General features: G+C 65.9%; 23 protein-coding genes, 1 tRNA gene and 2 pseudogenes. 7 read left to right on the top strand and 19 right to left on the bottom strand.

Going from position 1 to position 22,692, the window contains the following annotated elements; all coding sequences use genetic code 11:
- Positions 1-17: 17 nt before the first annotated feature.
- Complete coding sequence (locus tag C4V41_RS42275) at positions 18-1,394, top strand: sensor histidine kinase (RefSeq protein ID WP_103961648.1); 1,377 nt, start codon at positions 18-20, stop codon at positions 1,392-1,394.
- Between the two features lie 24 nt (positions 1,395-1,418).
- On the top strand, positions 1,419-1,721 hold the full coding sequence (locus tag C4V41_RS42270; RefSeq protein ID WP_103961647.1) for a nucleoside triphosphate pyrophosphohydrolase family protein: 303 nt from the start codon (positions 1,419-1,421) through the stop codon (positions 1,719-1,721).
- Positions 1,722-1,760: 39 nt separating this feature from the next.
- On the opposite strand, the gene C4V41_RS42265 is transcribed toward C4V41_RS42270, so the two are convergent.
- A complete protein-coding gene (locus C4V41_RS42265) occupies positions 1,761-3,551 on the bottom strand; it encodes a bifunctional metallophosphatase/5'-nucleotidase (RefSeq protein ID WP_103961646.1) in 1,791 nt (596 codons plus the stop codon).
- A 108-nt stretch (positions 3,552-3,659) separates the two neighbouring features.
- Here C4V41_RS42265 and mshD point away from each other — a divergent pair, with 108 nt between their 5' ends.
- Positions 3,660-4,565 carry a mycothiol synthase gene (gene mshD / locus C4V41_RS42260; RefSeq protein WP_235030722.1) on the top strand — a complete coding sequence of 302 codons (906 nt, stop codon included), beginning with the start codon at positions 3,660-3,662 and terminating at the stop codon, positions 4,563-4,565.
- A gap of 37 nt (positions 4,566-4,602) precedes the next feature.
- Here mshD and C4V41_RS42255 read toward each other — a convergent pair whose 3' ends face one another.
- From C4V41_RS42255 to dcd, 3 genes are all read right to left on the bottom strand, one after another.
- Entirely contained in the window at positions 4,603-5,607 is a 1,005-nt protein-coding gene (locus C4V41_RS42255; protein ID WP_103961644.1) for an inorganic phosphate transporter, read from the bottom strand.
- Positions 5,608-5,613: 6 nt separating this feature from the next.
- Positions 5,614-6,231 (bottom strand): DUF47 domain-containing protein, encoded by a 618-nt coding sequence (locus C4V41_RS42250; RefSeq protein WP_090931583.1) that lies wholly within the window; start codon positions 6,229-6,231, stop codon positions 5,614-5,616.
- Positions 6,232-6,503: 272 nt separating this feature from the next.
- On the bottom strand, positions 6,504-7,079 hold the full coding sequence (gene dcd / locus C4V41_RS42245) for a dCTP deaminase (RefSeq protein ID WP_103961643.1): 576 nt from the start codon (positions 7,077-7,079) through the stop codon (positions 6,504-6,506).
- 99 nt (positions 7,080-7,178) lie between these two features.
- On the opposite strand from dcd, the gene C4V41_RS42240 reads away from it, so the two are divergent.
- A tRNA-Gly gene (locus C4V41_RS42240) sits at positions 7,179-7,249 on the top strand.
- Positions 7,250-7,332: 83 nt separating this feature from the next.
- Here C4V41_RS42240 and C4V41_RS42235 read toward each other — a convergent pair.
- The 8 genes and pseudogenes from C4V41_RS42235 to C4V41_RS42210 all read right to left on the bottom strand — a co-directional run bounded on the left by C4V41_RS42235 (position 7,333) and on the right by C4V41_RS42210 (position 12,507).
- Positions 7,333-8,481, bottom strand: a complete 1,149-nt coding sequence (locus C4V41_RS42235) for a tyrosine-type recombinase/integrase (RefSeq protein WP_103961642.1) — start codon at positions 8,479-8,481, stop codon at positions 7,333-7,335.
- On the bottom strand, positions 8,478-8,702 hold the full coding sequence (locus C4V41_RS42230) for an excisionase family DNA-binding protein (protein WP_103961641.1): 225 nt from the start codon (positions 8,700-8,702) through the stop codon (positions 8,478-8,480). Before C4V41_RS42230 ends, C4V41_RS42235 begins: the two co-directional genes overlap by 4 nt.
- Complete coding sequence (locus C4V41_RS65955; protein ID WP_327537504.1) at positions 8,699-9,121, bottom strand: replication initiator; 423 nt, start codon at positions 9,119-9,121, stop codon at positions 8,699-8,701. Before C4V41_RS65955 ends, C4V41_RS42230 begins: the two co-directional genes overlap by 4 nt.
- A 105-nt stretch (positions 9,122-9,226) precedes the next feature.
- Positions 9,227-10,100 (bottom strand): annotated as a pseudogene (locus tag C4V41_RS65950) (replication initiator); the annotation flags it as partial.
- A 50-nt stretch (positions 10,101-10,150) separates the two neighbouring features.
- Positions 10,151-10,306 (bottom strand): hypothetical protein, encoded by a 156-nt coding sequence (locus C4V41_RS62310; protein WP_160150575.1) that lies wholly within the window; start codon positions 10,304-10,306, stop codon positions 10,151-10,153.
- Positions 10,303-11,721 (bottom strand): FtsK/SpoIIIE domain-containing protein, encoded by a 1,419-nt coding sequence (locus tag C4V41_RS42220; RefSeq protein ID WP_103961640.1) that lies wholly within the window; start codon positions 11,719-11,721, stop codon positions 10,303-10,305. The genes C4V41_RS62310 and C4V41_RS42220 overlap by 4 nt, the downstream gene beginning before the upstream one ends.
- A gap of 82 nt (positions 11,722-11,803) precedes the next feature.
- Positions 11,804-12,097 carry a hypothetical protein gene (locus C4V41_RS42215; protein ID WP_103961639.1) on the bottom strand — a complete coding sequence of 98 codons (294 nt, stop codon included), beginning with the start codon at positions 12,095-12,097 and terminating at the stop codon, positions 11,804-11,806.
- Positions 12,094-12,507, bottom strand: coding sequence for a plasmid replication, integration and excision activator (locus C4V41_RS42210; protein ID WP_103961718.1), 414 nt, complete (start codon positions 12,505-12,507; stop codon positions 12,094-12,096). The genes C4V41_RS42215 and C4V41_RS42210 overlap by 4 nt, the downstream gene beginning before the upstream one ends.
- Before the next feature lie 518 nt (positions 12,508-13,025).
- On the opposite strand from C4V41_RS42210, the gene C4V41_RS42205 reads away from it, so the two are divergent.
- Positions 13,026-14,159, top strand: a complete 1,134-nt coding sequence (locus C4V41_RS42205; protein ID WP_200824587.1) for a DUF4041 domain-containing protein — start codon at positions 13,026-13,028, stop codon at positions 14,157-14,159.
- 16 nt (positions 14,160-14,175) lie between these two features.
- On the opposite strand, the gene C4V41_RS42200 is transcribed toward C4V41_RS42205, so the two are convergent.
- Together C4V41_RS42200 and C4V41_RS42195 are read right to left on the bottom strand one after the other, a co-directional pair.
- Positions 14,176-14,907 carry a GntR family transcriptional regulator gene (locus tag C4V41_RS42200; protein ID WP_103961637.1) on the bottom strand — a complete coding sequence of 244 codons (732 nt, stop codon included), beginning with the start codon at positions 14,905-14,907 and terminating at the stop codon, positions 14,176-14,178.
- 142 nt (positions 14,908-15,049) lie between these two features.
- Positions 15,050-15,337, bottom strand: a complete 288-nt coding sequence (locus C4V41_RS42195) for a hypothetical protein (RefSeq protein WP_103961636.1) — start codon at positions 15,335-15,337, stop codon at positions 15,050-15,052.
- 319 nt (positions 15,338-15,656) lie between these two features.
- Here C4V41_RS42195 and C4V41_RS42190 point away from each other — a divergent pair, with 319 nt between their 5' ends.
- Together C4V41_RS42190 and C4V41_RS61120 are read left to right on the top strand one after the other, a co-directional pair.
- Complete coding sequence (locus C4V41_RS42190; RefSeq protein ID WP_200824586.1) at positions 15,657-17,129, top strand: helix-turn-helix domain-containing protein; 1,473 nt, start codon at positions 15,657-15,659, stop codon at positions 17,127-17,129.
- A gap of 236 nt (positions 17,130-17,365) precedes the next feature.
- Positions 17,366-18,223 (top strand): hypothetical protein, encoded by an 858-nt coding sequence (locus C4V41_RS61120; protein ID WP_146103995.1) that lies wholly within the window; start codon positions 17,366-17,368, stop codon positions 18,221-18,223.
- Between the two features lie 312 nt (positions 18,224-18,535).
- On the opposite strand, the gene C4V41_RS61115 is transcribed toward C4V41_RS61120, so the two are convergent.
- The 5 genes and pseudogenes from C4V41_RS61115 to C4V41_RS42170 all read right to left on the bottom strand — a co-directional run bounded on the left by C4V41_RS61115 (position 18,536) and on the right by C4V41_RS42170 (position 22,451).
- Positions 18,536-19,330 (bottom strand): hypothetical protein, encoded by a 795-nt coding sequence (locus C4V41_RS61115; RefSeq protein ID WP_146103994.1) that lies wholly within the window; start codon positions 19,328-19,330, stop codon positions 18,536-18,538.
- Positions 19,331-20,004: 674 nt separating this feature from the next.
- Positions 20,005-20,703: a tyrosine-type recombinase/integrase gene (locus tag C4V41_RS42185; protein ID WP_103961635.1), complete on the bottom strand. Its 699-nt coding sequence runs from the start codon at positions 20,701-20,703 to the stop codon at positions 20,005-20,007.
- Position 20,704: 1 nt separating this feature from the next.
- Complete coding sequence (locus tag C4V41_RS42180) at positions 20,705-21,349, bottom strand: N-terminal phage integrase SAM-like domain-containing protein (protein ID WP_103961634.1); 645 nt, start codon at positions 21,347-21,349, stop codon at positions 20,705-20,707.
- On the bottom strand, positions 21,349-21,555 hold the full coding sequence (locus C4V41_RS42175; RefSeq protein WP_235030721.1) for a helix-turn-helix domain-containing protein: 207 nt from the start codon (positions 21,553-21,555) through the stop codon (positions 21,349-21,351). The genes C4V41_RS42180 and C4V41_RS42175 overlap by 1 nt, the downstream gene beginning before the upstream one ends.
- A 12-nt stretch (positions 21,556-21,567) precedes the next feature.
- Positions 21,568-22,451: pseudogene (locus C4V41_RS42170) on the bottom strand (replication initiator).
- Positions 22,452-22,692: the final 241 nt, after the last annotated feature.

Genomic DNA, 22,692 nt, shown 5'->3' with positions numbered 1-22,692 from the left:
ACGGGGGGTGGAATGGGATGGCGTTGGCGTCACGGCTGTTTCCGCACTCGATCCGGGCCCGTCTGACCACCGTGTCGGTCCTGGTGGCCGCGGTCGTTTTCACCGGTACGGCCGCGCTCACGCTCGCCACCATCCCGGACAACCTGCACGGCCTCGTCCACGCCAGGGTGGAACTGGCCGTGCGCCGGGTCGCGGGCGAGGCTCGTACGGGCCGGCTGCCCGACGTCCTGGAGACCCCGTCGCGCGTCCGGCTCCTGCGGGTCGTCTCCGCGGACGGCAAGGTGCTCGCGAGCAGCCACGACTTCCCCGAGGACGCGCGCATCACCGGCTTCCGGCCATCTCGCTTCGAGACCGTCTACTCCACCGAGCTCGAACTGACCCGCAACGACGACGAACCCCGCGCCCACTATCTGGTCATGGCCATGATGGTGCGGACCCCCGGCGGCTCCGCCACCGTCTACGGGGCCGCCTCCCTCGCCGACGTGGACCGGGCGCTCAAGTGGATCTACATCCTGGTCTTCATCGGCACCCCGCTCGTGCTGCTGATCGTCGGAGCCAGCACGTGGATGGCGGTCGGGTTCGCCCTGCGCCCGGTGGAGCGCATCCGCGCCGAGCTGGCCGAGATCACCGGCCAGGACCTCAGCCGCCGCGTCCCCGTGCCCGATACCGGCGACGAGATCACCGGCCTGGCCACCACCACCAACGACACCCTCGACCGCCTGGAACGTTCCGCCGAGACCCAGCGCCGCTTCGTCGCCGACGCCTCGCACGAGCTGCGCAGCCCCATCTCCGCCCTGCGCGCCCAGCTAGAGGTCGCCACCACCTACCCGGACGAGACCGACTGGGCCCTCACGGGCGCGCGCTCCCTGGCCGCCACCGAACGCCTCACCGACATCATCGACGAGCTGCTCATGCTGGCCAAGCTCGACGCGGGCGCCCTCATGGAGCACCGCCGCGTGGTGGACCTGTGCCGCCTGGCCGAAGAGCAGGTACGCCGCCGCGAGCACGCCCGCGTGCCCATCCGCGTCGGCCGGTGCGAGCCGGCCCCCGTCATGGGCTCGCCCATGCAGCTCGACCGCCTCCTGACGAACCTGCTCGACAACGCCACCCGGCACGCCGCCACCGGCGTCGACCTGGAGGTGGCCATCGTGGGGGACCGGGTGGTGGTGACGGTGACCGACGACGGCGACGGGATCCCGCCGGAGGACCGGGAACGGGTCTTCGAACGATTCACCCGTCTGGAGAGCGCCCGGATCAAGGAGAAGGGCGGCAGCGGCCTCGGGCTCCCGCTCTCCCGGGAGATCGCCGCGGCCCACTGCGGCAGCCTCACCATCGCCGATCACGCGCCGGGAGCGCGGTTCGTGGCCGTTCTGCCGTTGTACGGAGAAGGCTGACCGCCTCTGCCTAGACTCGGCGGCATGGACCTGAGCCAGCTCTCCGACGAGGTCGAATCCATCTCCGACCGATATGCCCGCCGTCTCGGGATCGAGCGGGACGACACCTGGTTCCTGCTCAAGCTCCAGGAGGAGATCGGCGAGCTGACCCAGGCGTTCCTCATGCGTACCGGCCGGGCCAGGACCAAGGGCCACAGCGAGGAGGAGCTCGACGTCAACTTCCGGGCGGAGCTGGCCGACGTGCTGTGCCAGGTGGTGCTCATGGCCCGCCATCACGGGGTGGATCTGCAGGCCGAGATCGAGCGCAAGTGGCTGGTGTGGAAATGAGCGAAGCGGGCCTCTTGCCGTGAGGCCCGCTTCTGACTGCTATGAGATGGCGTTGATGCGGTTGGTCGCGGGCGGGGCGATGGGGTTGTTCCTGCCGAGGTGATCGACGAAGGCGTCGATGTCCAGCGGCCCGCTCCACAGGTCGGTGCCGTCCCGGAAGGCGAGGAAGGCGTCGCCGCCGCCCACCAGGAAGTTGTTGGCCGCGACCCTGATCGACTGCGTGTCCGTCACCGCGACCCCGTCGATCTTCATGTCCGACACCTTCGAGCCCCAGGCGGCGCCGCGGCTGTAGGTGTAGGTGAAGTTCGCCGAGGGCTGCAGGATCTTGGTGAACGCCTGGTTGTTGGGGCCGCCGGTGAACTGCTGCTCCAGCACCGTCTTGAGCTGGGCGCCGGTCAGCGTGACGACCTGCATCAGGTTGTTGAACGGCTGCACGGTGAACGCCTCGCCGTAGGTGACGACGCCGTTGCCCTCGTTCGCCGGGGAGCTCGCGTAGGTCAGCGGGCCTCGTACGCCGCCCGGGTTCATCAGCGCGATCTGGGCGTTGCCGCCGGTCTTGGTCGCGGCGAGCTGGGCGTCGGCGATGAAGTCACCGAGGGGCGACTCGCCGGAGGGCGCGGCGGTGTTCGTGATGTCGGCGCTGATCGTACCGACCGCCCTGTTGGCGACAGGGGCGACGCGGTCCTTCCACGTCTGCACGAACGTTGAAATTTCGGCATCCGGGGTGACCGTCCGGGTCACGACGTGGTTGTCCGCCACGACCGAGGCGCGGTCGATGTCGCGGGTCGCGCCGTTCACCTTCATGTCGACCTGCGTGATCACGCGCCCGAACGAGCCGCCCTGGGAGTACACGCGGTCGTTGCCGGCCGGGTCCTTGACCTTGCACAGGTACGCCTGGTGCGAGTGGCCGCTGAGGATGAGGTCCACCTCGGCGTCCACCTGCGTGGCGATGCGGTTGCCCGCCCCGGGGATGGCGCTGCAGGCGTCAGGGGACTGGCCCGTGGTCACCTGGTCGCCCTCGTGCATCAGCACGACCTGGGCCTTCACGCCGACGATCTTGAGCAGCTTGGAGGCCAGGTTCGCGGCCTTCACCTCGTCCACGAACTTGAGGTCCTTGATCCCCTCGCTCGTGACGATGCTCGGCGTGGTCTGCGTGACGAGGCCGATGAAGCCGATCGGCACGCCGTTCATCACCTTGACGCTGACCGGCGGCAGCGCGGGCACGCCCCAGTCGGCCAGCGCCTCCCTGACCCGGGCCGTGTCGGCGCCGCTGAGGGCGTCGAGCGCGTCGGTCTTCGCGTCGGGGCTCTTGAACAGCACGTTCGCGCCCACGTAGTCGAACTTGGCGCCCTTCCACTCGCCGGCGGGCGAGCAGCCGTCCACCGGGTGGCAGCCGCCCTTCATGATCCGGCGCAGCTCGGCGTAGCCCTCGTCGAACTCGTGGTTGCCCACCGCGGCCACCTTGAGCCCCAGCTTGTCCATGAACTCGATCGACGGCTCGTCGTGGTAGGCGGCCGAGATCAGCGGGGTGGCGCCGATGAGGTCGCCCTGGGCCACGGCGATGGTGTTCTTGTCGGCCAGGGCCTTCATGTGCGTGGCGACATAGGCGGCGCCACCGGCGTCGACCGTGTTGCCGTGCTCGTCGACCATGCGGCCGGAGGACCCGGTCGGAGGTTCGAGGTTGCCGTGGAAGTCATTGAGCGCGAGCAGCCGTACGGGAAGCATCCTGGGGGCTGCCTTGCTCGCGTCCGCCGGGAGGGTGGCGAGCATGACCGCACCCGAGGCGACGGCTCCGGCCAGCGCCAGCCGGAGGAGGGAACGAGACGTCATGGCCCAAGACGTTACGGCGGCAATCTATGCAACCAATGTCGCAAAGGTAACGATTTGCGGGGCCGTCACATGGCGTTATTTGCCAGTTGGCCGCCTAGAGTTCGTTCCGTGAGTGCTCACGTGAAAGTTCGCGAACGGCTCGATGACGGGGAGATCGCCGACGTGCTCGGCGTCGTGGAGGCGGCGACGGAGGCCGACGGCGTCCGTCCGCTCAATGAGCACGTGATGCTGCACCTCCGTTACGGCGGCGATCCCCAGGCCAGGTCCCTGTTGCTGTACGCGGAGGACACCGTGGTGGGGTACGCCCACGTCGATCCCACCGACGAGGTCGAGGGCCCGAGCGTCGAACTGGTCATCCACCCGGCCCACCGCCGCCACGGGCACGGCGCGCGCCTGCTGAGCGCGGTCATGGACCAGACGGGCGGCCGGCCACGGCTGTGGGCCCACGGCGACCACGCGGGGGCGGGCGCGCTCGCGGACTCGTTCGGCTTCGAACGGGTGCGCTCGCTCTGGCAGATGCGCCGCTCCCTGTTCGCGCCGCTGACGGCCCACGCGCTGCCGGAGGGGGTGAGCCTGCGCACGTTCGTGCCCGGCCGGGACGAGGAGGCCTGGCTCAAGGTCAACGCCGCCGCCTTCGCCCACCACCCGGAGCAGGGCGCGTGGACGATGGACGACCTGCTGCGCCGCGAGCAGGAGCCGTGGTTCGACGCCGACGGCTTCTTCCTGGCGATCCGGGACGACCGGCTCGTCGGCTTCCACTGGACGAAGATCCACGGCTCCACCGACCACGGGCACGAACCGCTCGGGGAGGTGTACGTCGTCGGCGTCGACCCCTCCCAGCAGGGCACCGGCCTGGGCAAATCCCTCACCCTGGCCGGGCTGGGTCACCTGCGCTCGCGTGGTCTCGCCCAGGCGATGCTGTACGTGGACGAGACCAACACGGCGGCGATCAGGCTGTACGAGTCCCTCGGCTTCAACCGGTGGGACGTGGACGTGATGTACGCGCCCGCATAGTGCTTCGCCGGGTTGTTCGACGATGTGCTTCGCCGGGCTATTCGACGATGGCGTGCAGGATGAAATAGGAGACGGCGGCCACCAGCGCGGCGGCCGGGATGGTCAGGATCCACGCGGTGATGATGTTCCCCGCGACCCCCCACCGCACGGCGCTGAGCCGCTTGGTGGCGCCCACGCCCATGATCGCCGTGGTGATCGTGTGCGTGGTGGAGATGGGCGCCCCGAATCCGATGGCCGCCCCGTACAGCACGGTGGCGGCCGCCGTCTCCGCGGCGAAGCCCTGCGGGGGGTCGAGCGCGATGATGCGCCGTCCGAGCGTACGCATGATGCGCCACCCGCCCGCGTACGTCCCCAGCGAGATCGCCCCCGCCGCGGCGAGGATGACCCACTGCGGGATCGGATCCTCCGGGGCCGCGAAGCCACCGACGGTGAGGGCCAGGAAGATCACGCCCATCGTCTTCTGCGCGTCCTGCAGGCCGTGCCCGAGCGCCATGGCGGCGGCCGAGACGGTCTGCGCGTAGCGGAAGCCGCGGTTGGTCTTGCCCGGCTGGCTGTTGCGGAAGATCCAATATATTGCGATCATGATCGCTGCCGCGAGGCTGAATCCGATCAGCGGCGACAGGATCATCGGGATGACGACCTTGGCGACCACGCCGTCCCAGTGCACCAGGCTGGCCGAGGCCAGCGCGGAGCCCACCAGGCCACCGATGAGGGCGTGGCTGGAGGAGGAGGGCAGGCCGAAATACCAGGTGATCAGGTTCCAGGTGATCGCGCCGATGAGTCCTGCGGCCACGACGACCAGGCCGTGCGAACCCTTCGGAGCGTCGATGATGCCGCTGCCGACCGTCTGGGCGACCTGGGTGCCCAGATGGGCGCCGATGAAGTTCATGGCCGCGGCCATGAACAACGCGGCTCTCGGGGTTAGAGCCCGGGTCGAGACAGAGGTGGCGATGGCGTTCGCCGCGTCGTGGAACCCGTTGGTGTAGTCGAAGATCAGGGCGATGACGACCACACCGATGACGAGGCCGAGCGTGAGGTCCACCAGGGCCTAGCTTTCCTTGACCGCGATCGACTCGACGGTGTTGGCCACGTGCTCGAAGGCGTCGGCCGCCTCTTCGAGGGCGTCGACGACCTCCTTCATCTTCATGACGGTGAGTGCGTCGTACTCACCGCTGAACAGCTTGGCCAGCAGCCTCCGGTAGACCTGGTCGCCCTGGTTCTCCAGCCGGTTGACCTCGATCCAGTACTCGTTGAGGTTCTTCATCGACCGCAGGCGCGGCATGGCCTCGGCGGTCAGCTCGGCTGCCCGCTCCAGCACCTCGACCTGCCGGACGACGTCCTTGGGGAGGTGGTCGATCTGGTACAGGACGATGAGGTCGGAGGCGGCCTCCATGGCGTCCATCACGTCGTCGAGGTTGGACGCGAGGCGATAGATGTCCTCACGGTCGAAGGGCGTGATGAAGCTCTCGTTGAGCCGGTTCATGATCGCATGGGTGCGTTCGTCGCCGGCGTGCTCGCAGGCGCGCATCTTCTCGGCCAGGGCTTCCCTGTCCGAGCCTTCGCTGATGATCTCTACCAGCAGACGGGATGCCGTGACCAGGTTGTTCGCGGAGTCGGCGAACAGGTCGTAGTAGCTGTCCTCACGTGGCGTGAGACGCAGGCGCACGTCGTTCTCCAGATGTGCGGGGATGGTCCGTGGAAGAGGGTATGGCCTACCAGGCGAAATGCGAACTTCATGTTCCCTTCGCCTACTCGCTACCCGGCGTATGTTGTGCGACACCGCAGAAGCGCGTACTTTTAGTCGCCTTTTTGCTGCTCGCCCTACGTTTTCGCAGTTCGCGCCATCGCCGCCGCTGCCCGCCGGCTCTGGTGAACGGTCGTCCGTAGCGTCCCGTTCACCCGTTTGTACGCCGGTTGTTCACCTGATGTTCATCTAATTCAGATTTTCGTCCGGTGGAAGTTCCGGAACGACCTCGACGGGGTGGGGCCGCGCTGGCCCTGGTAGCGGGAGCCGTACTTGCTGGAGCCGTACGGGTGCTCGGAGGGGCTGCTGAGCCTGAACACGCACAACTGCCCGATCTTCATCCCCGGCCAGAGCTTGATCGGCAACGTCGCCACGTTGGACAACTCCAACGTCACGTGCCCACTGAACCCCGGATCGATGAACCCGGCCGTCGAATGCGTCAGCAGCCCGAGCCGCCCCAGCGAACTCTTCCCCTCCAGCCGCGAGGCCAGATCGTCGGGCAGGCTGACGACCTCGTAGGTGGAGGCCAGCACGAACTCACCCGGATGCAGGATGAACGGCTCGTCCCCGCTGGGCTCCACCAACCGCGTGAGATCCGGCTGCTCCTCACTGGGATCGATGTGCGGGTAGCGGTGGTTCTCGAACACCCGAAAGAACCGGTCAAGCCGTACGTCGATGCTGGAGGGCTGGATCATCTCTGGATGAAAGGGATCGATGCCAAGTCGGCCGGCGTCGATCTCAGCAAGGATGTCACGGTCGGATAGCAACACGGTGAGCCAACTTACCGGTCGGGGCGGAAGTGTGTGGGGCTGGGATTGCTGAAGTGCGCCAAGTTTCCGCTACAGTGGGGAGGCGACTTCGGGTCGTACGCGGGTGTAGTTCAATGGCAGAACATCAGCTTCCCAAGCTGACAGCGCGGGTTCGATTCCCGTCACCCGCTCTCAGACTGAAAAGCCAGGTCAGGGATGGATTTCCGACCTGGCTTTGATTGTTTTCAGGGACGTTCTCGATCTTCCGTGCCCGTTACGTGCCCGATCCGTCTGGATCTTGCTCGTCTGGGTCCGGCTCTTCCGGCTTCAGGGCTTCCTCGGCGAGCTTGCCGAGAGCGTCGGCGATGGCCCTGTCGCGCTCCATCGCGGTGTGCTGGTAGATCAGCGCGGCTCGGGTGGACGAGTGGCCCATGCGGGTCATCAGGTCCCGGAGAGTCGCGCCGGACTGCGCCGCGAGGGTGTTCCCGGTGTGGCGGAGATCATGGAAGTGGAAGCCGCTGAGCTTGGCTTTCTTGAGTGCTGCCGCCCAGACGCGGGTGAAGTTCGCGCGTCGGAGCCTGGCGCCCTTGGGGCCGATGAAGACGTGTCCGTGCTCGCCCTTCTCGGCGTACGTCTCCATGTGCTTACGAAGGTCCGGCAGCAGGGTCGCGGGGATGCTGACGAGGCGCTTGCCCGCTTCGGACTTGGGCGGACCGATCGTCACCGAGCCGTCCTTGAGTTCGGTCGTGGTGCCGACGACGCGAATCGTCCCTGCGTCCACGTCGAGGTTCTTGCGCTGGAGTGCGGCCAGCTCGCCCCACCGCAGGCTGGCGAAGGTGGCGAGCAGGATCAGCATGCGGAATCGTGGCTCGATGGCGTCGGCCAGGACGAAGACCTGCTTCATGGTCAGGACGGGTCGCTCGGGCGAGTCCTCCTTGCCCGCCTTCTTGATCGTGCACGGGTTGACTTTGATCAGTCCGTCCTCCACGGCCGTGTTGAAGATGGCCTTCAGGAGCCGGTACGCCTTGGCGACGGTGACCGGTCCGACGCCGTTGTCCAGAAGTGGCTTGCGCCACTTGCGGATGTTCGCGACCTTGATCTCGCTTACGGAGCAGTTGCCGAAAGTCGGGACGAGGTGGATACGGAGAAGGTCCTCATAGAGCTGGACCGTCTTGGGACGCAGACCCGGACGCTCGTCGATCCAGGTTCCGCCGTACTCCTTGAAGCTGACCTTTCCGAGGTCCGGGTTCAGCCAATCGCCGGCCAGTAGTTCGGCCTCTTTCTTGGTCAGCCAGATCTCTGCTTCCTTCTTGGCCGCGAAGGTGTGTGGCGCGGTGCGGTCCGTGCCGTCGGGGCCGGGATACCTGGCTTGGAATCGTCCCGAGGGGAGTTTCCGAACGCGCCCGAATCGACGCCTACTCATGCCGCCCTCCATGTGCGGGTGGAGATGGGGTGGACGAGTCCCGCCGCGATGAAGTCGTTGAGCGCGGATTCGGGGATGCGAACCTTGCGCCCTATGCGGACGAAGGTGATCCGGCGTTCTTCGATGAGACGCCGGGGGAACCGCTCACTGGTGCTGAGCCGTTCCGCTACTTCGGTGACAGTGAGAAGACGGTCAACGGGGCGCTTGGATGCCCCGCTCATGCCGCCCTCCCTTCCGTTGCCGAAAGATCTTGACCGTCTGCTCTGGCTTGGAGTTCGGCCATGTGGGTGCGCCAGCGTTGCCGATCACGGACGGATCGCAGGAGGCGTGAGGTCAGGGAGGGCACGTTGGCGTCTCCGGCTGGAACAGGGCGCCAGACGTACCGGTGCGGGTCTACGGGCTCGTTGGCCTTTCCGAGGGCTTCCAAGACCCAGGTGCGGCGGTCCTGCTTGTGCTCGGTGAGGGTCTTGTTGGACCACTTGCGGGAGACCAGGACGCGGCGGCCCGCGTAGCCGAGGTGTTCGGGCTTGTGTGCCTTGGAGCGGCAGCGGCCGGGAGCCATCCCGGCTTTGGCGCCCTTGGGCTGGATGCCGTAACGGAGCCAGTTCGGGCAGGCCGGTGAGCAGGGTTCGTAGCGCAGGGCATCGGCGAAACGGGCCGCGTGGTCGCGTTGGGCTTTGGCCGTCGAGGGCTTCGTCCAAGGTGGGCAGCATCTCGCCGGTGTCGGGGTCGAGGTAGCCGGCCCCTTCCTGCCAGACCGGCAAGTGCTCGCCCTCGAAGGCCACGTGATCGACGGAGGGCCACCAGACCTGGTGATAGGTGGCCGCCGCGATCTGCTTCATCTCCGCACGCGGGAGCGTTCCACGGATGGCCATGTGCAGATGCGGGGCAAGCCGTTTCTGCGGCTCCACGGTGGCGAAGTACTGCACGTCGAAGCCTGCTACGCGGCGTAGGTTCTGCACGAAGCGATCGACCAGCTTGGAGAAGTGCAGTGCGTCGCGAGCCGCCCTCGCGTAGTCGTAGGTGTCCGGATCAACGGGCGCGCCGTCACGGATCTTGCCGTACGAGGGCAAGGTGAGCGTGACGAACAGCGAGGGCCGGTAGGTCTTGCCGTCCGGGGCCTGGAAGGTCCTGCCCAGTGTGGTGTGTGCCATCTTGCGCTTGGGCAGGTCCGGTGCGTCCTGTCGCCGTTTGGTCGAGCGGGGGCGCTTGGTGGTCGTACGGCCGAGCACGTTGCCGCGCATGCCTGCCGCGTTGATCTCCTCGTCCAGACCCTCGATGACCGCGTCCAAGTCGGTAGTGTCGCCGCTGGCCTTTTCGGCTTCGTCGCGCTGGCCTTGGATGTCGGCGCGGAACTCCACGAGCCAGCGCTGTTCCTCGTTGGGTTCGTCGGGGGTGATGGTGGGTTCGGCGTCGAGGTGCCAGCCTTCGCGGCACTGGGCTTTGCGTAGTTGCTTGTTGCGCTTGGCGCACGGCGGGCACTTGCTGTCCATCGGGGAGCCGCACGGGACGTCGATGATCTCCCACTGGCCGGTGTGGGTGTCGAGCCGTTTGAGCGGGACGGGCCGGATGCACACGCCGTGGAGCTTGGCGACCTCTTCGACGACGTCGCGGGCCATCGGCATGGCCAGGCGTACCGCTCGGGGTAGTGCCCGGTCTTGCGCATGGGTCATAGGGACCTCCCTTCGTCGGTGTCGGTGAGGGTTAGCGCGGTCTGGCCGCACTGGTGGCACTCGACCAGGGCGCGGATCAGGTCGAGCCAGAGGGCGTTGAGCGTGCCGCAGGAGGCGCAGCGCAGCCCGTGGAGGAAGTGGGCGAGTGTCATGCGGCCTCCCCGAACTGGGTGACCATGGCGCGGATGTCCGTGTCGGAGACGTAGGCGGTGCGGACGCGGATGGGTTCGGGGGAGGTTTCCAGGCGCATGTAGGCGACGCCGGCCCCTTGCTCGGGGATGGGTGAGATGTGGTCGGCGAGTGCGCCCCGGTCGCGTGCGCCGTCGCCGAGGGCCATGTCCACCTGTTCGGATTCGTCGAGTCTGAGGGCGATCTTGTCGGGGAAGAGGTTGCGGATGTTCATGACCTCTTTGCGGGGGTCCTGGAGGGCGGCCATGACGCCAACGCCGACCGATCGGCCTTGGGTGACGAGGGTGGCCAGGGCGGCGGAGATGCGTTGCCGGAGTTGCCGGTCGGGCTGGTAGGCGGTCAGAAACGCCACCTCGTCCACCAGCACCAGGACGAACGGATCATCGACGGTCGGGACGTGCGAGCGCTGAAGACCGGCAAAGCGGGTCGCGCGCTTCTGCATGACGCTGACCGCCTCGTCGAGCAGGTCGGCGCAGTCGGCGGGATCGGCGGCGTAGCGGCCTTGGAACAGCTCGCGCCCGAAGGACAGTTCCATCAGCTTGGGGTCCAGCGCCCAGACTTCGGCCAGGCCCGCCCGCATCGCTGGGAGTAGCCCGCGGATGGTGTCCCACAGGAACGAGCCCTTGCCTGCCCCGGTCGCGCCCGCGATCAGAACGTGGGTGCCGTGCACCTTGAGCCGGAGCGGTCGGCCGTCCTCCTGCTTGCCGATCTCGACTGGTCCCACGGTCGGCTCGTCGGGGACGGGCAGTGCGGGGATCGGCGAGGCCAGCGGATCATGGCGCGGGAAGATGAGCAGCAGCCGCCCGCCTTTGACCAGCGCCACGCGACACGAGGTGACGCCGAAGCCATGGGCCAGGTTGTCGATGCGGTCGGACCAATCCTTGACCGCCTGGCCTCGCAGCATGCGGACGGTGATCCGGTCGGCCCAGTCGTCGCACTGGACGCGGACGATCCGGGGCAGGTAATGGCGGCCATGGACGCGCCTGCCGAGGCCGGAGACGTCCATGACGGATTGCCAGTGGCGGCGGTAGACCGACATCAGCCGCCACCAGGCCAGCAGTCGCCAGCCGACGAGGCGAGCGAATGAGGGCCGGCCAATGAACGCCCAGGCGGCCAGGCTCAGCGTGATTGTGCCGAGCAGGGAGACGGCGAGTGGCCACCCGTACTGGTACCAGGTGAGCCCGAGGACAGCAGGCACGGTCGTCGCTACGGGGTGCTGCCAGAAGGTTCGGACCAGGGCGACGAGGAAGCGGTAGAGGTAGATGACGAGTGTGATGAGGGCGGGAGTGCGGACGACGGCCGGTTGGAAGACGACGGCGGTGTCTGGGGTGGTGGTGACGAGGTTGCGTGCCTCGTCACCGGGGAGCCGTTTGAACATTAGGCTGAAGACCTCTCGTGATTCGCGTCAGGGGAGATGAGGGGCCGCCGGAAGGACCAGTTCCAGCGGCCCCGCTTGCTTGTCAGGCCGCAGCCTGTTGTTCGGCGTGCAGCCGCTCGCAGTCGGCGAGGAAGGCCGCCGCCGCGTTGAGCAGGTGGCGGGCGAAGGTGACGTGCTCGTCGGTGATCTCGGCCGTGTTCGTGGTGCCGATGGTCACGTCCGCGACGCCGTGCGTGATGGTGATGAAGGCGTGGGAGTGCTCTTTGGCCGGGAAGTACTTCACCTCGGCCAGGGCGTCGGGGTAGATCGAGACGCCGATGTGGGTCTGCTCGTTGGGCTGGACGCGGATGACGGTGTAGCTGTAGCCGTCGTTCATGCGGCGACCTCCTTGCCGTTGGACTTGGTGGTGTTGGTGCGGGGCGCGAGCATCTGCCGTGCCTTGATGGAGTAGGCGAGTCGGCCGGAGCCGTTGACGTACGGGGTGACGGTCATGCCGTCGAACTCGACCGGCGTGAACGGCAGCCCCGCGACGGCAGCCGGGGCGACCGGCTGTGTGGGGCTGAGGATCTTGACCGCCACGGTCTTCTGAGCCGCTTTGAGCGACGGGTCGGCGTCCATGACGGGGATCTGCCAGACGAGTTCGCCCGTCTGCTTGTCCCGCGCCTGGACGAACCGGCCGTTCGTGGAGGTCTCGAAGTCCTTGACCTGCTCGACCTCCCCGACCGTGTAGCAGCCGTGCGGGAAGACCTGGACGAACGTGACGGGGATGGGTCCCTGCATTGCCATGTGGATCACTTCTCCTCTTGAGCGGTTAGGCTGCTTGGCTGATCAAGTAGCTTCATTAGGCATCATGACCACTTGGCCAGTCAAGTAAACCAAGAACCGAGTACGAAGAAAGCTGGAACCCCGGCTAGCGAAACTAGGACAAAGAGGAATATCGCGGCTTCGATTGCTTGCTTCCTGTAACTCTTGCGGCGCTCACAGCTATCTCTCCTGTGTACGGCTTGCCGTCTTCACCGTGAGGAGCGCTCATGCCTGAGTACCGGTTCAACTCTCCTCCTGGATGGCCGGTACCGCCTCGCGAGTGGAAGCCTCCACAGGGATGGCGTCCGGATCCGTCGTGGCCTCCGGCTCCTGCGGGCTGGGAGTTCTGGATTCCCGAGGATCCGCCGGCTACAGCGCCTCCGGGCGTATCGGAGCAACCGGAACGCAAGAGCGGCGGGCTGTTCGGCGGCAAGAAACGTCTGGAAGAGGAGAACGCCCAGCTCCGCGCATGGGTGGAGCGACTGGGCGGGATGGATGCCATGCGCGTCTCGGCTATGACCGAGGCGTTGCACGTGGAGCATGCTGGGCTGCAAGTCGCCATCAACGACGCGAACCGACGGCTGCGTGAGACAGAGCAGCGGGTCGTGCAGACCGAGGAGACGGTCCTGCTGCAAGAGGTGGGCGTCTACGAGTATCGGCATCCGCTGAGCGACGCAGTGGCATACAAGGACAAGCTCGCTCAGGTGAAAGCGCGCATCAAGGCGATGGCCAAGGAAGGGCAGGCCGTCGTCGGCGCCACGAACTGGCAGGTGAACGGGTCCGCGTCCGAGGGACGGAAAATGGTGCGCGACTTCTCCAAGCTGATGTTGCGCGCCTACAACGCCGAGGCGGACAACTGCGTACGGACCATGCGCCCATACAAGCTGCAGTCGGCGATCGATCGGCTGGAGAAAGTCGTGGAGTCGATCGTCAAGCTGGGACGGACGATGAACATCCATGTCAATCCCGGCTATCACCGCACGCGGATCTACGAACTGGAGTTGACGGCCGACCACCTGGCCAAGCAGGAGGAGGAGAAGGAACTCGTCCGGGCGCAGCGCGAGCAGCAGCGGGAGGAAGAGGCCGCCCGCCGCGAGTTCGAGCGCGAGAAGACCCGGCTGCGCAAGGAGGAAGCGCACTATCGATCGGCGCTGGCCAAGCTGCTGAAGAACGGCGCCGCGTCCGCCGAGAGCGTGGACGAGCTGAAGGCCAAGCTGGAGGAGATCGGTGCGGCGGTCTCCGACGTCGAGGCCCGTGAAGCGAACGTCAGGGCCGGGTACGTGTACGTCATCTCCAACATCGGCGCGTTCGGCGAGAACGTGGTGAAGATCGGCATGACTCGCCGGCTGGAGCCCGAAGACCGCGTACGCGAACTGGGTGACGCGTCGGTGCCGTTCAGGTTCGACACACACGCGCTGATCTTCAGCGAGGACGCCGTAGGGCTGGAGGGGCGCCTGCACGCCGAACTGACCGATCGGCGGCTCAACAAGGTGAACCTGCGGCGGGAGTTCTTCCACGCCACTCCAGCGGAGGTGCGAGACCTGTTGCAGAAGATCGCAGGTCAACACCTCCTGGAATACCGAGACACGGCCGAGGCTCTGGAGTGGCGGCAGTCGGTCGCGCCGACCCCGTAGTCAGCGAAGCCCCCTCTCACCGGATGGGGTATGCGTCCTCCAACTCGTGCCGATCCCCTGGTAGCAGGGACTCGACCACGACCCACGGTTTCCCGGTGGCATCGCAGGCGACGGCATAGACGGTCAGCAGCGCGGCGGAACTCTTGACAGCGAGGAGCGTGCACTCCTCCTTGGTGGGGTTACGCGCGGTGATGTGCTCGATGATGTGATCAAGCGCTGTGCCGGCCGCAGCCTCAACGTATCGGCGGACGCCCTGCTTCAACTCCTCGGACTCGACCAGCGCCGTCCCCTGCGCTACCTCGACCGGAAGCCATGTCGAAGAGATCTCGGTCGGTTCGTTGTCGTGCTCTACCAGGGTCCGGCGCAGCACGACGGACGACTTGGCCTTGATCCCGAGGTAGGCCGCGATCCTGTTCGGTGCTTCCACCTCTCCGGCCGTGAGCAGCCGACTGGAAGCCTGGACCTCTCGGCGGTCGAGAAGTTCCCGCCCGGCCCTCACTTGCTGACCCGTTGGGATGGCTGGGCGACCGCGTACGAAACGGCCCTTGCCCTGGTGGGTGACGATCCAGCCCTGATCGCGTAGGACGCCGAGGGCTTTGACGACGGTCGGGCGCGCCATGGCGAATTCGGCCATGAGCTGGTGTTCGCTGGGCAGCAGGGAGCCGGGCGGATACTCGCCCGAGTCGATGCGCCGCTCCAGTTCCGCGATCAGTTGCGCGTACTTCGGAGGCGTGTACTCAAATGACATCAGGGCTCCACATTCAGCATGCCTGTCTAGCCAAGCAGGCTATCAGCGCATGCTGCTTAGGCAACCCCTTCCAGCGACAGATAGACATACCCCCAACGACGACGGCGCGGCCCCGTTTCAGGCACCGCGCCGTCGAACCCACCTAAACCGTTCGACCTTCAAGCAAGGCGGCCCAGACCTCGGAAGCCTTGATGAACGACCACCGATAGGTCTCGTAGACCGTCTCCCCCTTCTCGTCGTAGTCCGTCCGGCGGATGTAGGACTGACCGCCCGCGCGACACAGCTCGTACACAGCCGACCGGCAGTGACACGACCAGGCCACCACCCGGGCACGCTCCTTGATCTTCGACGTCTCGCGCCAGACCAACCGCATGTACCCCTCCCGAACCTTGCCGACGTGCGGACTGATGCAGTCCGTGATGATCTCCACTACGTCGCTCGCTTTCTGCCGACACCTGAGCACTCGAAGCAGGTCACCTGCACAAGCTCGACCGGGGCCCCGTCGATCCGGCGCAGCGCATCGGCACGGCTCTTACGCACCCAGCGCCATCCCTTGGACCGGCAGGCCCGGCACCTCTCACTTGTCGGTTGATCGCTTCGAGTCATGGGACAAGCGTCTTCACCTGCGACAAGGCAACCCATCCCGAGCCGGACTCCTCGGACGGGATCAGCAATATCCCTTGACGGGATAACTCCGAACCGTGAGCGTGGAGTTACCGGCAGTCCAAGGACGCAAGGGGAAACGGCACATGCCCGCAGACGGGGCCGAACCGGTCGTCATACCGGCCGACCTGTGGCAACGCCCCGAAATGCGCACCGCCCTCACAAATCGCGACATCGGCCATCTCTTCCGACTCGTCCGCCAGTACGCGGGCGTCAGCCAAACCCGCATCGGCGTCGCCGTGGGCTTCAGCCAGGGCAAAGTCAGCGAGTACATGAAGGGCAAGGCCCAAGTCGTCGCACTCGACGTGTTCGAGCGCATCGCCGAGGGCCTGAACATGCCCGACCCTGCCCGCATGACTCTCGGCCTGGCCCCGCGGATCCTCACCGGCGTCCCACTCCCGCCCACACCCATCCCGGCGTGGGATGGAACACCAGCAAGCAGCCTCCTTAACGTGGAACAAGTAGTCATCGGCTCGCGCCAGCCGGACGACGCTTGCGACGTTGACGTGCTGACGCTGGCCTGGATCGTGGGAAGGCTGGATGGCCACATGGACCGCCGAACGATGCTGCTCATCGCAGCCGGACTGACCGCCGAAAGCGCCGCCTCCATCGCCAACCCCTGGGAGCGCCTCACCCTGGCCCTCTCCGGCACTCGCGCCGATCAAGAGGACACGGTGGAACGCCTCGAAGCCCGTACGGTCGGCTTCCACCGCCTCGAAGAGACCATGCCCGCCCGCAGCCTCTACCAGGGCCTTACCGCACACCTCAACGAGCTGAGCACGCTCCTCCAGGCAGGACTCCCCGACCGCCTCCGCCGCCGGCTAGCTGCCACCACCGGCGAAGCCGCAGTTCTGGCCTCGTGGATCGCCTGGGAGATCAAGCAACCGGGGCAGTCCGCCGCCTTTGATCGCATCGCCACGTTGGCGGCGCAGGAGAGCGGGCACCCGATCATTCAAGCCTGCGCTTACGCCTACCGCTCCTATGCCGTTCGGGGTGCCCCCGCCGTCCAGAACATCCGCCTGGCCCAGCAGTACCTACCGGCCCAGGGTGACAATGCCACCCGCGCTTGGCTGCTGGCACGCGAAGCCGAAGAGCTCGCCGCCCTCTGCGACCGCCAGGCGCTGATCCGCATGGAGCAGGCGAGGGATGCGTACGGCGCAGCTCGTCCGCAGCGTGAACGAGCCTGGACCCGCTTCTTGGACTCCGGCCGGATGGCGGCCTACCGGCTCTCGACCTACGTCAGCCTCGGCGACGAACAACGTGTCATCGACGAAGGCCAAGCCGCCCTCAACGCCCTCTCACACGAGACCGACCACAAGAAGATCGCCGCCGTCCACGCCGACATCGCCGCCGCCCAACTCCGCATCGGCGACCTCAACGAAGGCATCACCAGCGGACGCCAAGCCCTGGAGACCGCCCAGCGCACCGAATCCCGCTGGGCCTTCCAACAGCTCACCGGAGTGGAGAACGCCCTCACCGGCAAGCGCGACGCCTCAGCTCGTGAACTGCTGGCCGCCATCAACGCGGCACACCGGAGCTTGAGCCAATCGTCCGCGTGACCACACCGGGCGGGTCGCCGTGCACTGCCGATTTGTTCTTGTAGGTATCAAGGCGGCGGCGCTCCGCGCCGCCTCGCGCCCTGCGTCCGCTCGGCGGCCGGGCGTGCGGCCTGGGGGCCGGTCCCGGCCGCCGGCGACTCCGGGCGCGACCGGAGCAACCACAGTTCATGTGTCGTACAGTCTCGACGTAGCCGGGCGCCCTTGTTCACTTTGGGCTGGTCAACCAGGAGAACCCCTTGACGCTGAACGTAACCGTGGCCAGCAGATCCTTGAGCGTACAGACCTCGGATTTTCGCCTCACGCGCGGGGACACAGGCGCCATCGTCAGCAGCTCAGCCCAGAAGCAAGTGGTCCTCCACTACACGGGATGGTCGGGCCTCCTGTGCTACACCGGTCTCGCCAGTTGGGGCAGCCATGACACAGCCAAGTGGCTGGGTCGAATCCTCGAACATTTACCGGGCCAAAGATCGATGCGAGATGTTGTGGAGAGGGTGCGGGACGAAGGAAATATCTGGCTGAAGACCGTTCCAGCGGAGCACCGATGGCACACATTCACACTGATGGCGTATGAGGGTCCGGTGCCGCACTTGTATGCCATATCCAGCTTCCAAAGCCTACAAGGTGCAGATCTAGCCGCTCCACGTGAGTACTTCTTCATCAGTCATGCACGCGTGCGAGGAATAAAACACTTCGTCACAGGTCAGAGTATGCACGTCGAAGACGATGAGGTGAGGAATCTCAAAGACGAAGTGGCTCGCCGTCGCGATCCTGTGATCATAAGGGAAGCCGCTGCGGAGTTGAACCGACGCGTAGCAAATAAAGCAGGAGATGTAGTTAGCGAATCGTGCATTGCTTCTCACATGCTCCCAGATGGTTCCGGGGAAGCGCAGGTCTTCGGCGACTTGAACGACAAGTTCATCCCCTCCATGATTATCAAAGGAATGAACGTAGCCCCGTATGCTCCCAAAGCTCTGCGAGAGGCGGGAGAGAGCTCGCGTGCTCGCCTTGTGGGGGTCACCTGGGCGAAGAACGGAGGCTCTGCCGCCATGATCATGGCTCTTCGACCGTTGGATAAGCACAGCCAAAACAAATAGGCCTCCGGCGGGGGCGCTCCGGCTCCGGGATGACGCTTTCGCCTCTGCAAGCCGTAAGTGCTTGAGGTGGAAGCCTGATCATCCCGCCCGCCATCGACCCGTGGCCCTGGCCCGCTTCCCCTTCGGGCGGGTCGACGGCAGACGGGATGATCAGGCGGGGGGGGGGGGGGGGGGGGGGGGGGGGGGGGGGGGGGGGGGGGGGGGGGGGGGGGGGGGCCTGCGCGTCCCGCAAGCAACGCCCGGTTGTGCACGCGGTGGCACGTTCACGAGGACAGGACACCTGTGCTTGCGATTCGCGAGCAATTCCCGATTCTATGTTCTCCTCCAGCGCCATCCGATATGCGCCTGTCTCCGCTTTGTAGTCGACGCGGCGAGCATGTGGACCGTGGTCGATTGTTGGGGGACGGTACTCGCCCTGCCCTTTTGGTCTTCTGCGTCAACGCGGGGAAGGAATTGCTCCTCCGTTTCACTAAAATGCCGTCCATTCGGATCATGCTGCACATAGCTTTTGCGAGAGGGGCGGCTTTCGAGCCATGGCCAGCCGGAGGCCTTCCTGCTCTCCGTCGAGGATAGCTTCTCTGGCATCCCAAGCTCTTCCCTCATGGCGTCCCGTAGCATTGAAAGCAGATCTTGAGCCTGGAACCATCCCGGGTAGTACTCGATAAATGTAGGTGGTGGATGTCCTATTGGAGCTTCTGGGGCGATCTCCAAAAGAGCTCCAGACATGCGGTCCGCTAGATCGGCCACAGAGGGCGTAGCCATGAGTTGCACTTCGAGGAGTAAAGGCTGTAGTTCATCGTCCCAGCGGTGATAGTACTCGTATATGCCCTCCTTCAAGAGCTCCGCGTCCTCGCCTGTTATTGGTTTACGACCATCGTAGGACAAGAACATTGCGACACGATCAACTTCTCGATGCATTGATTCCACTAGGACAAGATAGCGAGCGTATATCTGGCGCCGATCGTTGAGCCATCGCCGCGCATCCTCGGACGCTAGTTTGCGCTGGTCGTTACGTCGAACGACCCAGCCGCTTAGCATGACGCCTCCGAGGCCGCCAGCCAGGGCAAAAATTCCTGTCAATACAGGTGGCACCAGGTCAGTTGCCATAGTGAGACCTTGAATAGAAGGTGGAGCATATGCCAGCGAGCGAGTCAAGATTCATGTTCAGCCATTCGTCAGCTCAGGTCAGGAGTGGCGAGCCAGCCAGCACGCTTACGCCAACTGCCCACACTGTCTCCAGTGCAGCCGCTGCGATCAACTTACCGTTCATTGACGAACCCCTTTCTTTCTCCGGTGCTTAGATTTCCTGGTTTTTCCGTTCACTAGGGCCAGGCATGCAAATCTTGTCCCGATGAGTGCAAGAGCAGTCAGAACGATAGCGCCGATCTGAATTGAACAGATCCCCCCAACCCCTAGCCTCAACTGACGAATATGGTCATAGTGTGCATGGCTGCTTCTCGATCCAGCCTCGCGACACGCCGATGTCCTCACACGGCCTGGCGGGCTTAGATCCGTACCCGGCGCGTGCCCGCTGCGTGCCCGTTCGGACGGCGATCAACGGGGAGTCGAGGGAACTCACGGTCACTCGACCGGAATTGGCCCAGGTCAGCGGTCCCCCTGGTCAGATGCTGTGATCTTGAAAGAGTTCCCAAGCTGACAGCGCGGGTTCGATTCCCGTCACCCGCTCTCATAGGGAAAGCCCAGGCGGACCGAAGGATTCGGTGCCTGGGCTTTGGTGTTTTCTAGGGCTGCTGATCTCTGCGTGCCATTAAGGCTTGTGATCACCCGGCGGGAACCAGCAGGCCAGGCGGGTCGTCCTCGTCATCGTCGCGTGCCCGTTCGTGCCCGATGAGATGCTTGTCGATGGCGTCGGTGATCAGCTTGTCGGCTCCACGGACGGCGTGCTGATAGATCATCGCGGCCCGGACGTTGTCGTGTCCCATGCGCGCCATGAGGTCCTTGAGGCCCGCGCCCGAGTCCGCCGCGATCATGTTTCCCGTGTGGCGGAGATCATGGAAGTGCAGTCCCGGGACGCCGATCGCCCGCACGGCCTCCATCCAGCCGGAGAGCTTGTTGAACCCGCTCCGGCGCATCGGGCCGCCCTTGATCCCGGTGAAGATCAGTGCTCCGGCCTCGGGCTTCACGCAGAGCCGCAGGTGTTCTCTCAGAGCCGGGATGATCGCTTGTGGGATGCCGACGATGCGCTTGCTGGCTTTGGACTTGGGCGGACCAAGAACCAGCTCACCTGTGGAGCGTTCCACATAGGCCAGGCGCACGCGGACTGTACCGGCGTCGAGGTCGAGGTCCGATCGGGTCAGTGCGGTGATCTCGCCCCATCGCAGGCTGGCGAATGTGGCCAGGAGCACGAAGGCCCGGTAGCGGCGATCATGTGTGCAGTCGGCCTGTCCGGTGTCGATCATCCGCCACAGCGCCCGCTCGGCTTCTGGTCGCGTCGGGAAGACCTCCGAGTAGGTCCGCATCTCACCATGCCGCTGGAAGCGGATGCGGTGTCCTTCGCCTCTCTTGAGCCGCCCGGATGCTGCCCACTGGGCGGCGCCCAACCTTGTCCGCCAGCTCGAAGACCTGCCCGATGGAGAGGACCGGTCGCTCTTCGGCGTGCTCGTCGCCAGCACCACGGATCTTGCACGGGTTGCGGGAGATGATCCCGTCGTCCTCGGCCGCCGTCATGAGCACGGCGCGGAGGAGGCGGTACGCCTTGGCCGCCATGCTCACTGAGACGCCCTTGCCGAGCAGGTCCGCCCGCCACTGCCGAATCATCGCCGTGGAGAGCTTGCCGAGCGAGACGTTGCCGAGATACGGCGTGATGTGCTTCTTGAGTAGCCAGTGATAGAGATCGATCGTTCTCGGTCGAAGTCCGGGGCGCTGGTCAATCCAGGTTGCCGAATACTCTGCGAGCTTGACCTTGGATCGCTCAGGGTCGGTCCATGTTCCGGTGAGAATCCGCCCCTCGATCAGCGTGAGTGCTCGGTCAGCATCGCCCTTGCGCTCGTAGGTCTCTTCCCCGGTCCTCATACGCCCGTCCGGTCCGGGGTAGCGGATCTGGAACCGCCCCGAGGGCAGCTTGCGGATGTTGCCGAAACGGCGGTGGTTGTCCTTGTTCGCCATCAGGCGGCCCTTCCGGTTGCGTCGAAGGTCGTCATGGGCGCGACGGTCCCGGCGACGACGAAGGCGATCAGTGCGGACTCTCGGATGCGGACGTGCCGCCCGACCTTCACGAACTCGATCCGGCGTTCGGCGATCAGTCGGCGGACGAAGCGAACCGAGGTGCTGAGCAGGCCGGCCGCTTCCGGGACGGTGAACAGTTGGTCCAAGATCTCCTCCTCTCAGGCTGCCTGCGGAGTTGCCGAAAGTTCTTCGAGACGTCTCAGGTGAGCGCGCCATCGCTGGCGTTCGGCGATGGATCGAAGGAGCCGGACGCCGATCGGAGCGAGATCGGGATCGCCTGGCCTGACCGGCTGCCAGACATAGCGGTGGAGCATCCCGGACTTGGCGTTCTTGGGCTGTACGCCGTAGCGCAGCCAGTTTGGGCAGGTGGGTGAGCACGGCTCGTAGCGAAGGGCATCGACGAAGCGGGCCGCGTGCTCCCGTTGAGCTTGCCCGTCCAGGGTCTCGCCAAGGCTCTTCGTGAGGTACTTGGACAGATACCGGATGCACTGGTCGGCGACCCGGCGAGCACGCCCTTGACGTCCACCTGATCGCCGAAACGGATCACGTGCATGGGCTCGTCGCCGAGCTGATCGAGAGCTTCGTCCCAGGTGCGCAGGACCTCGCCAGTGTCAGGGTCCACGTAGCCGATGCCGTCGTTCCAGACGGGCAGGTGGTCACCCTCGAAGCGGGCTTCATCCGTCTGAGGCCACCAGATCTGGTGATAGGTCGCCGCCGCGATCTGCTTCATCTCGGCGCGCGGCAAGGTGCCCCGGACGGCCATGTGCAGATGCGGAGCGAGCCGCTTCTGAGGCTCCACGGTGGCGAAGTACTGCACGTCGTAGCCAGCGACCCGGCGTAGGTTCTGCACGAACCGGTCCACGAGCTTGGAGAAGTGCAGCGCGTCACGGGCCGCTTGAACGTAGTCGTACGTGTCCGGATCGACGGGAGCGCCGTTCATGACCTTGCCGTAGCTCGGCAGGGTGAGCGTGATGAACAGCGAGGGCCGGTAGGTCCTGCCGTCCGCTGCCTCGAAGGTTCGCCCCAGGGTCGTGCTCGACATCTTCCGCTTGGGTAGGTCGGGCGCATCCTGGCGGTCGCTTGCCCGCCGCCCGGGCATGCGGCCTGGGGGCCGGTCCCGGGCGGCAGCAGCACGGACCGCCACGCCGATCGTGGCGCCCGCCGTACTGAGCAAGCTCACCGACCCCAGCGTCACGCCGCCGCACGAATGCAGCCCTACGATCGCCACGCGTGGGCTGGCCTCAGGTAGTGGCTGGGGGCGATCGACGATCCGGTGCTTCGTT

It is taken from the genome of Nonomuraea solani, assembly GCF_900108335.1.
GTDB lineage: Bacteria > Actinomycetota > Actinomycetes > Streptosporangiales > Streptosporangiaceae > Nonomuraea > Nonomuraea solani.
Note: the sequence above shows the minus strand (reverse complement) of the source record. Positions and strands in the feature narration are given on the sequence as shown.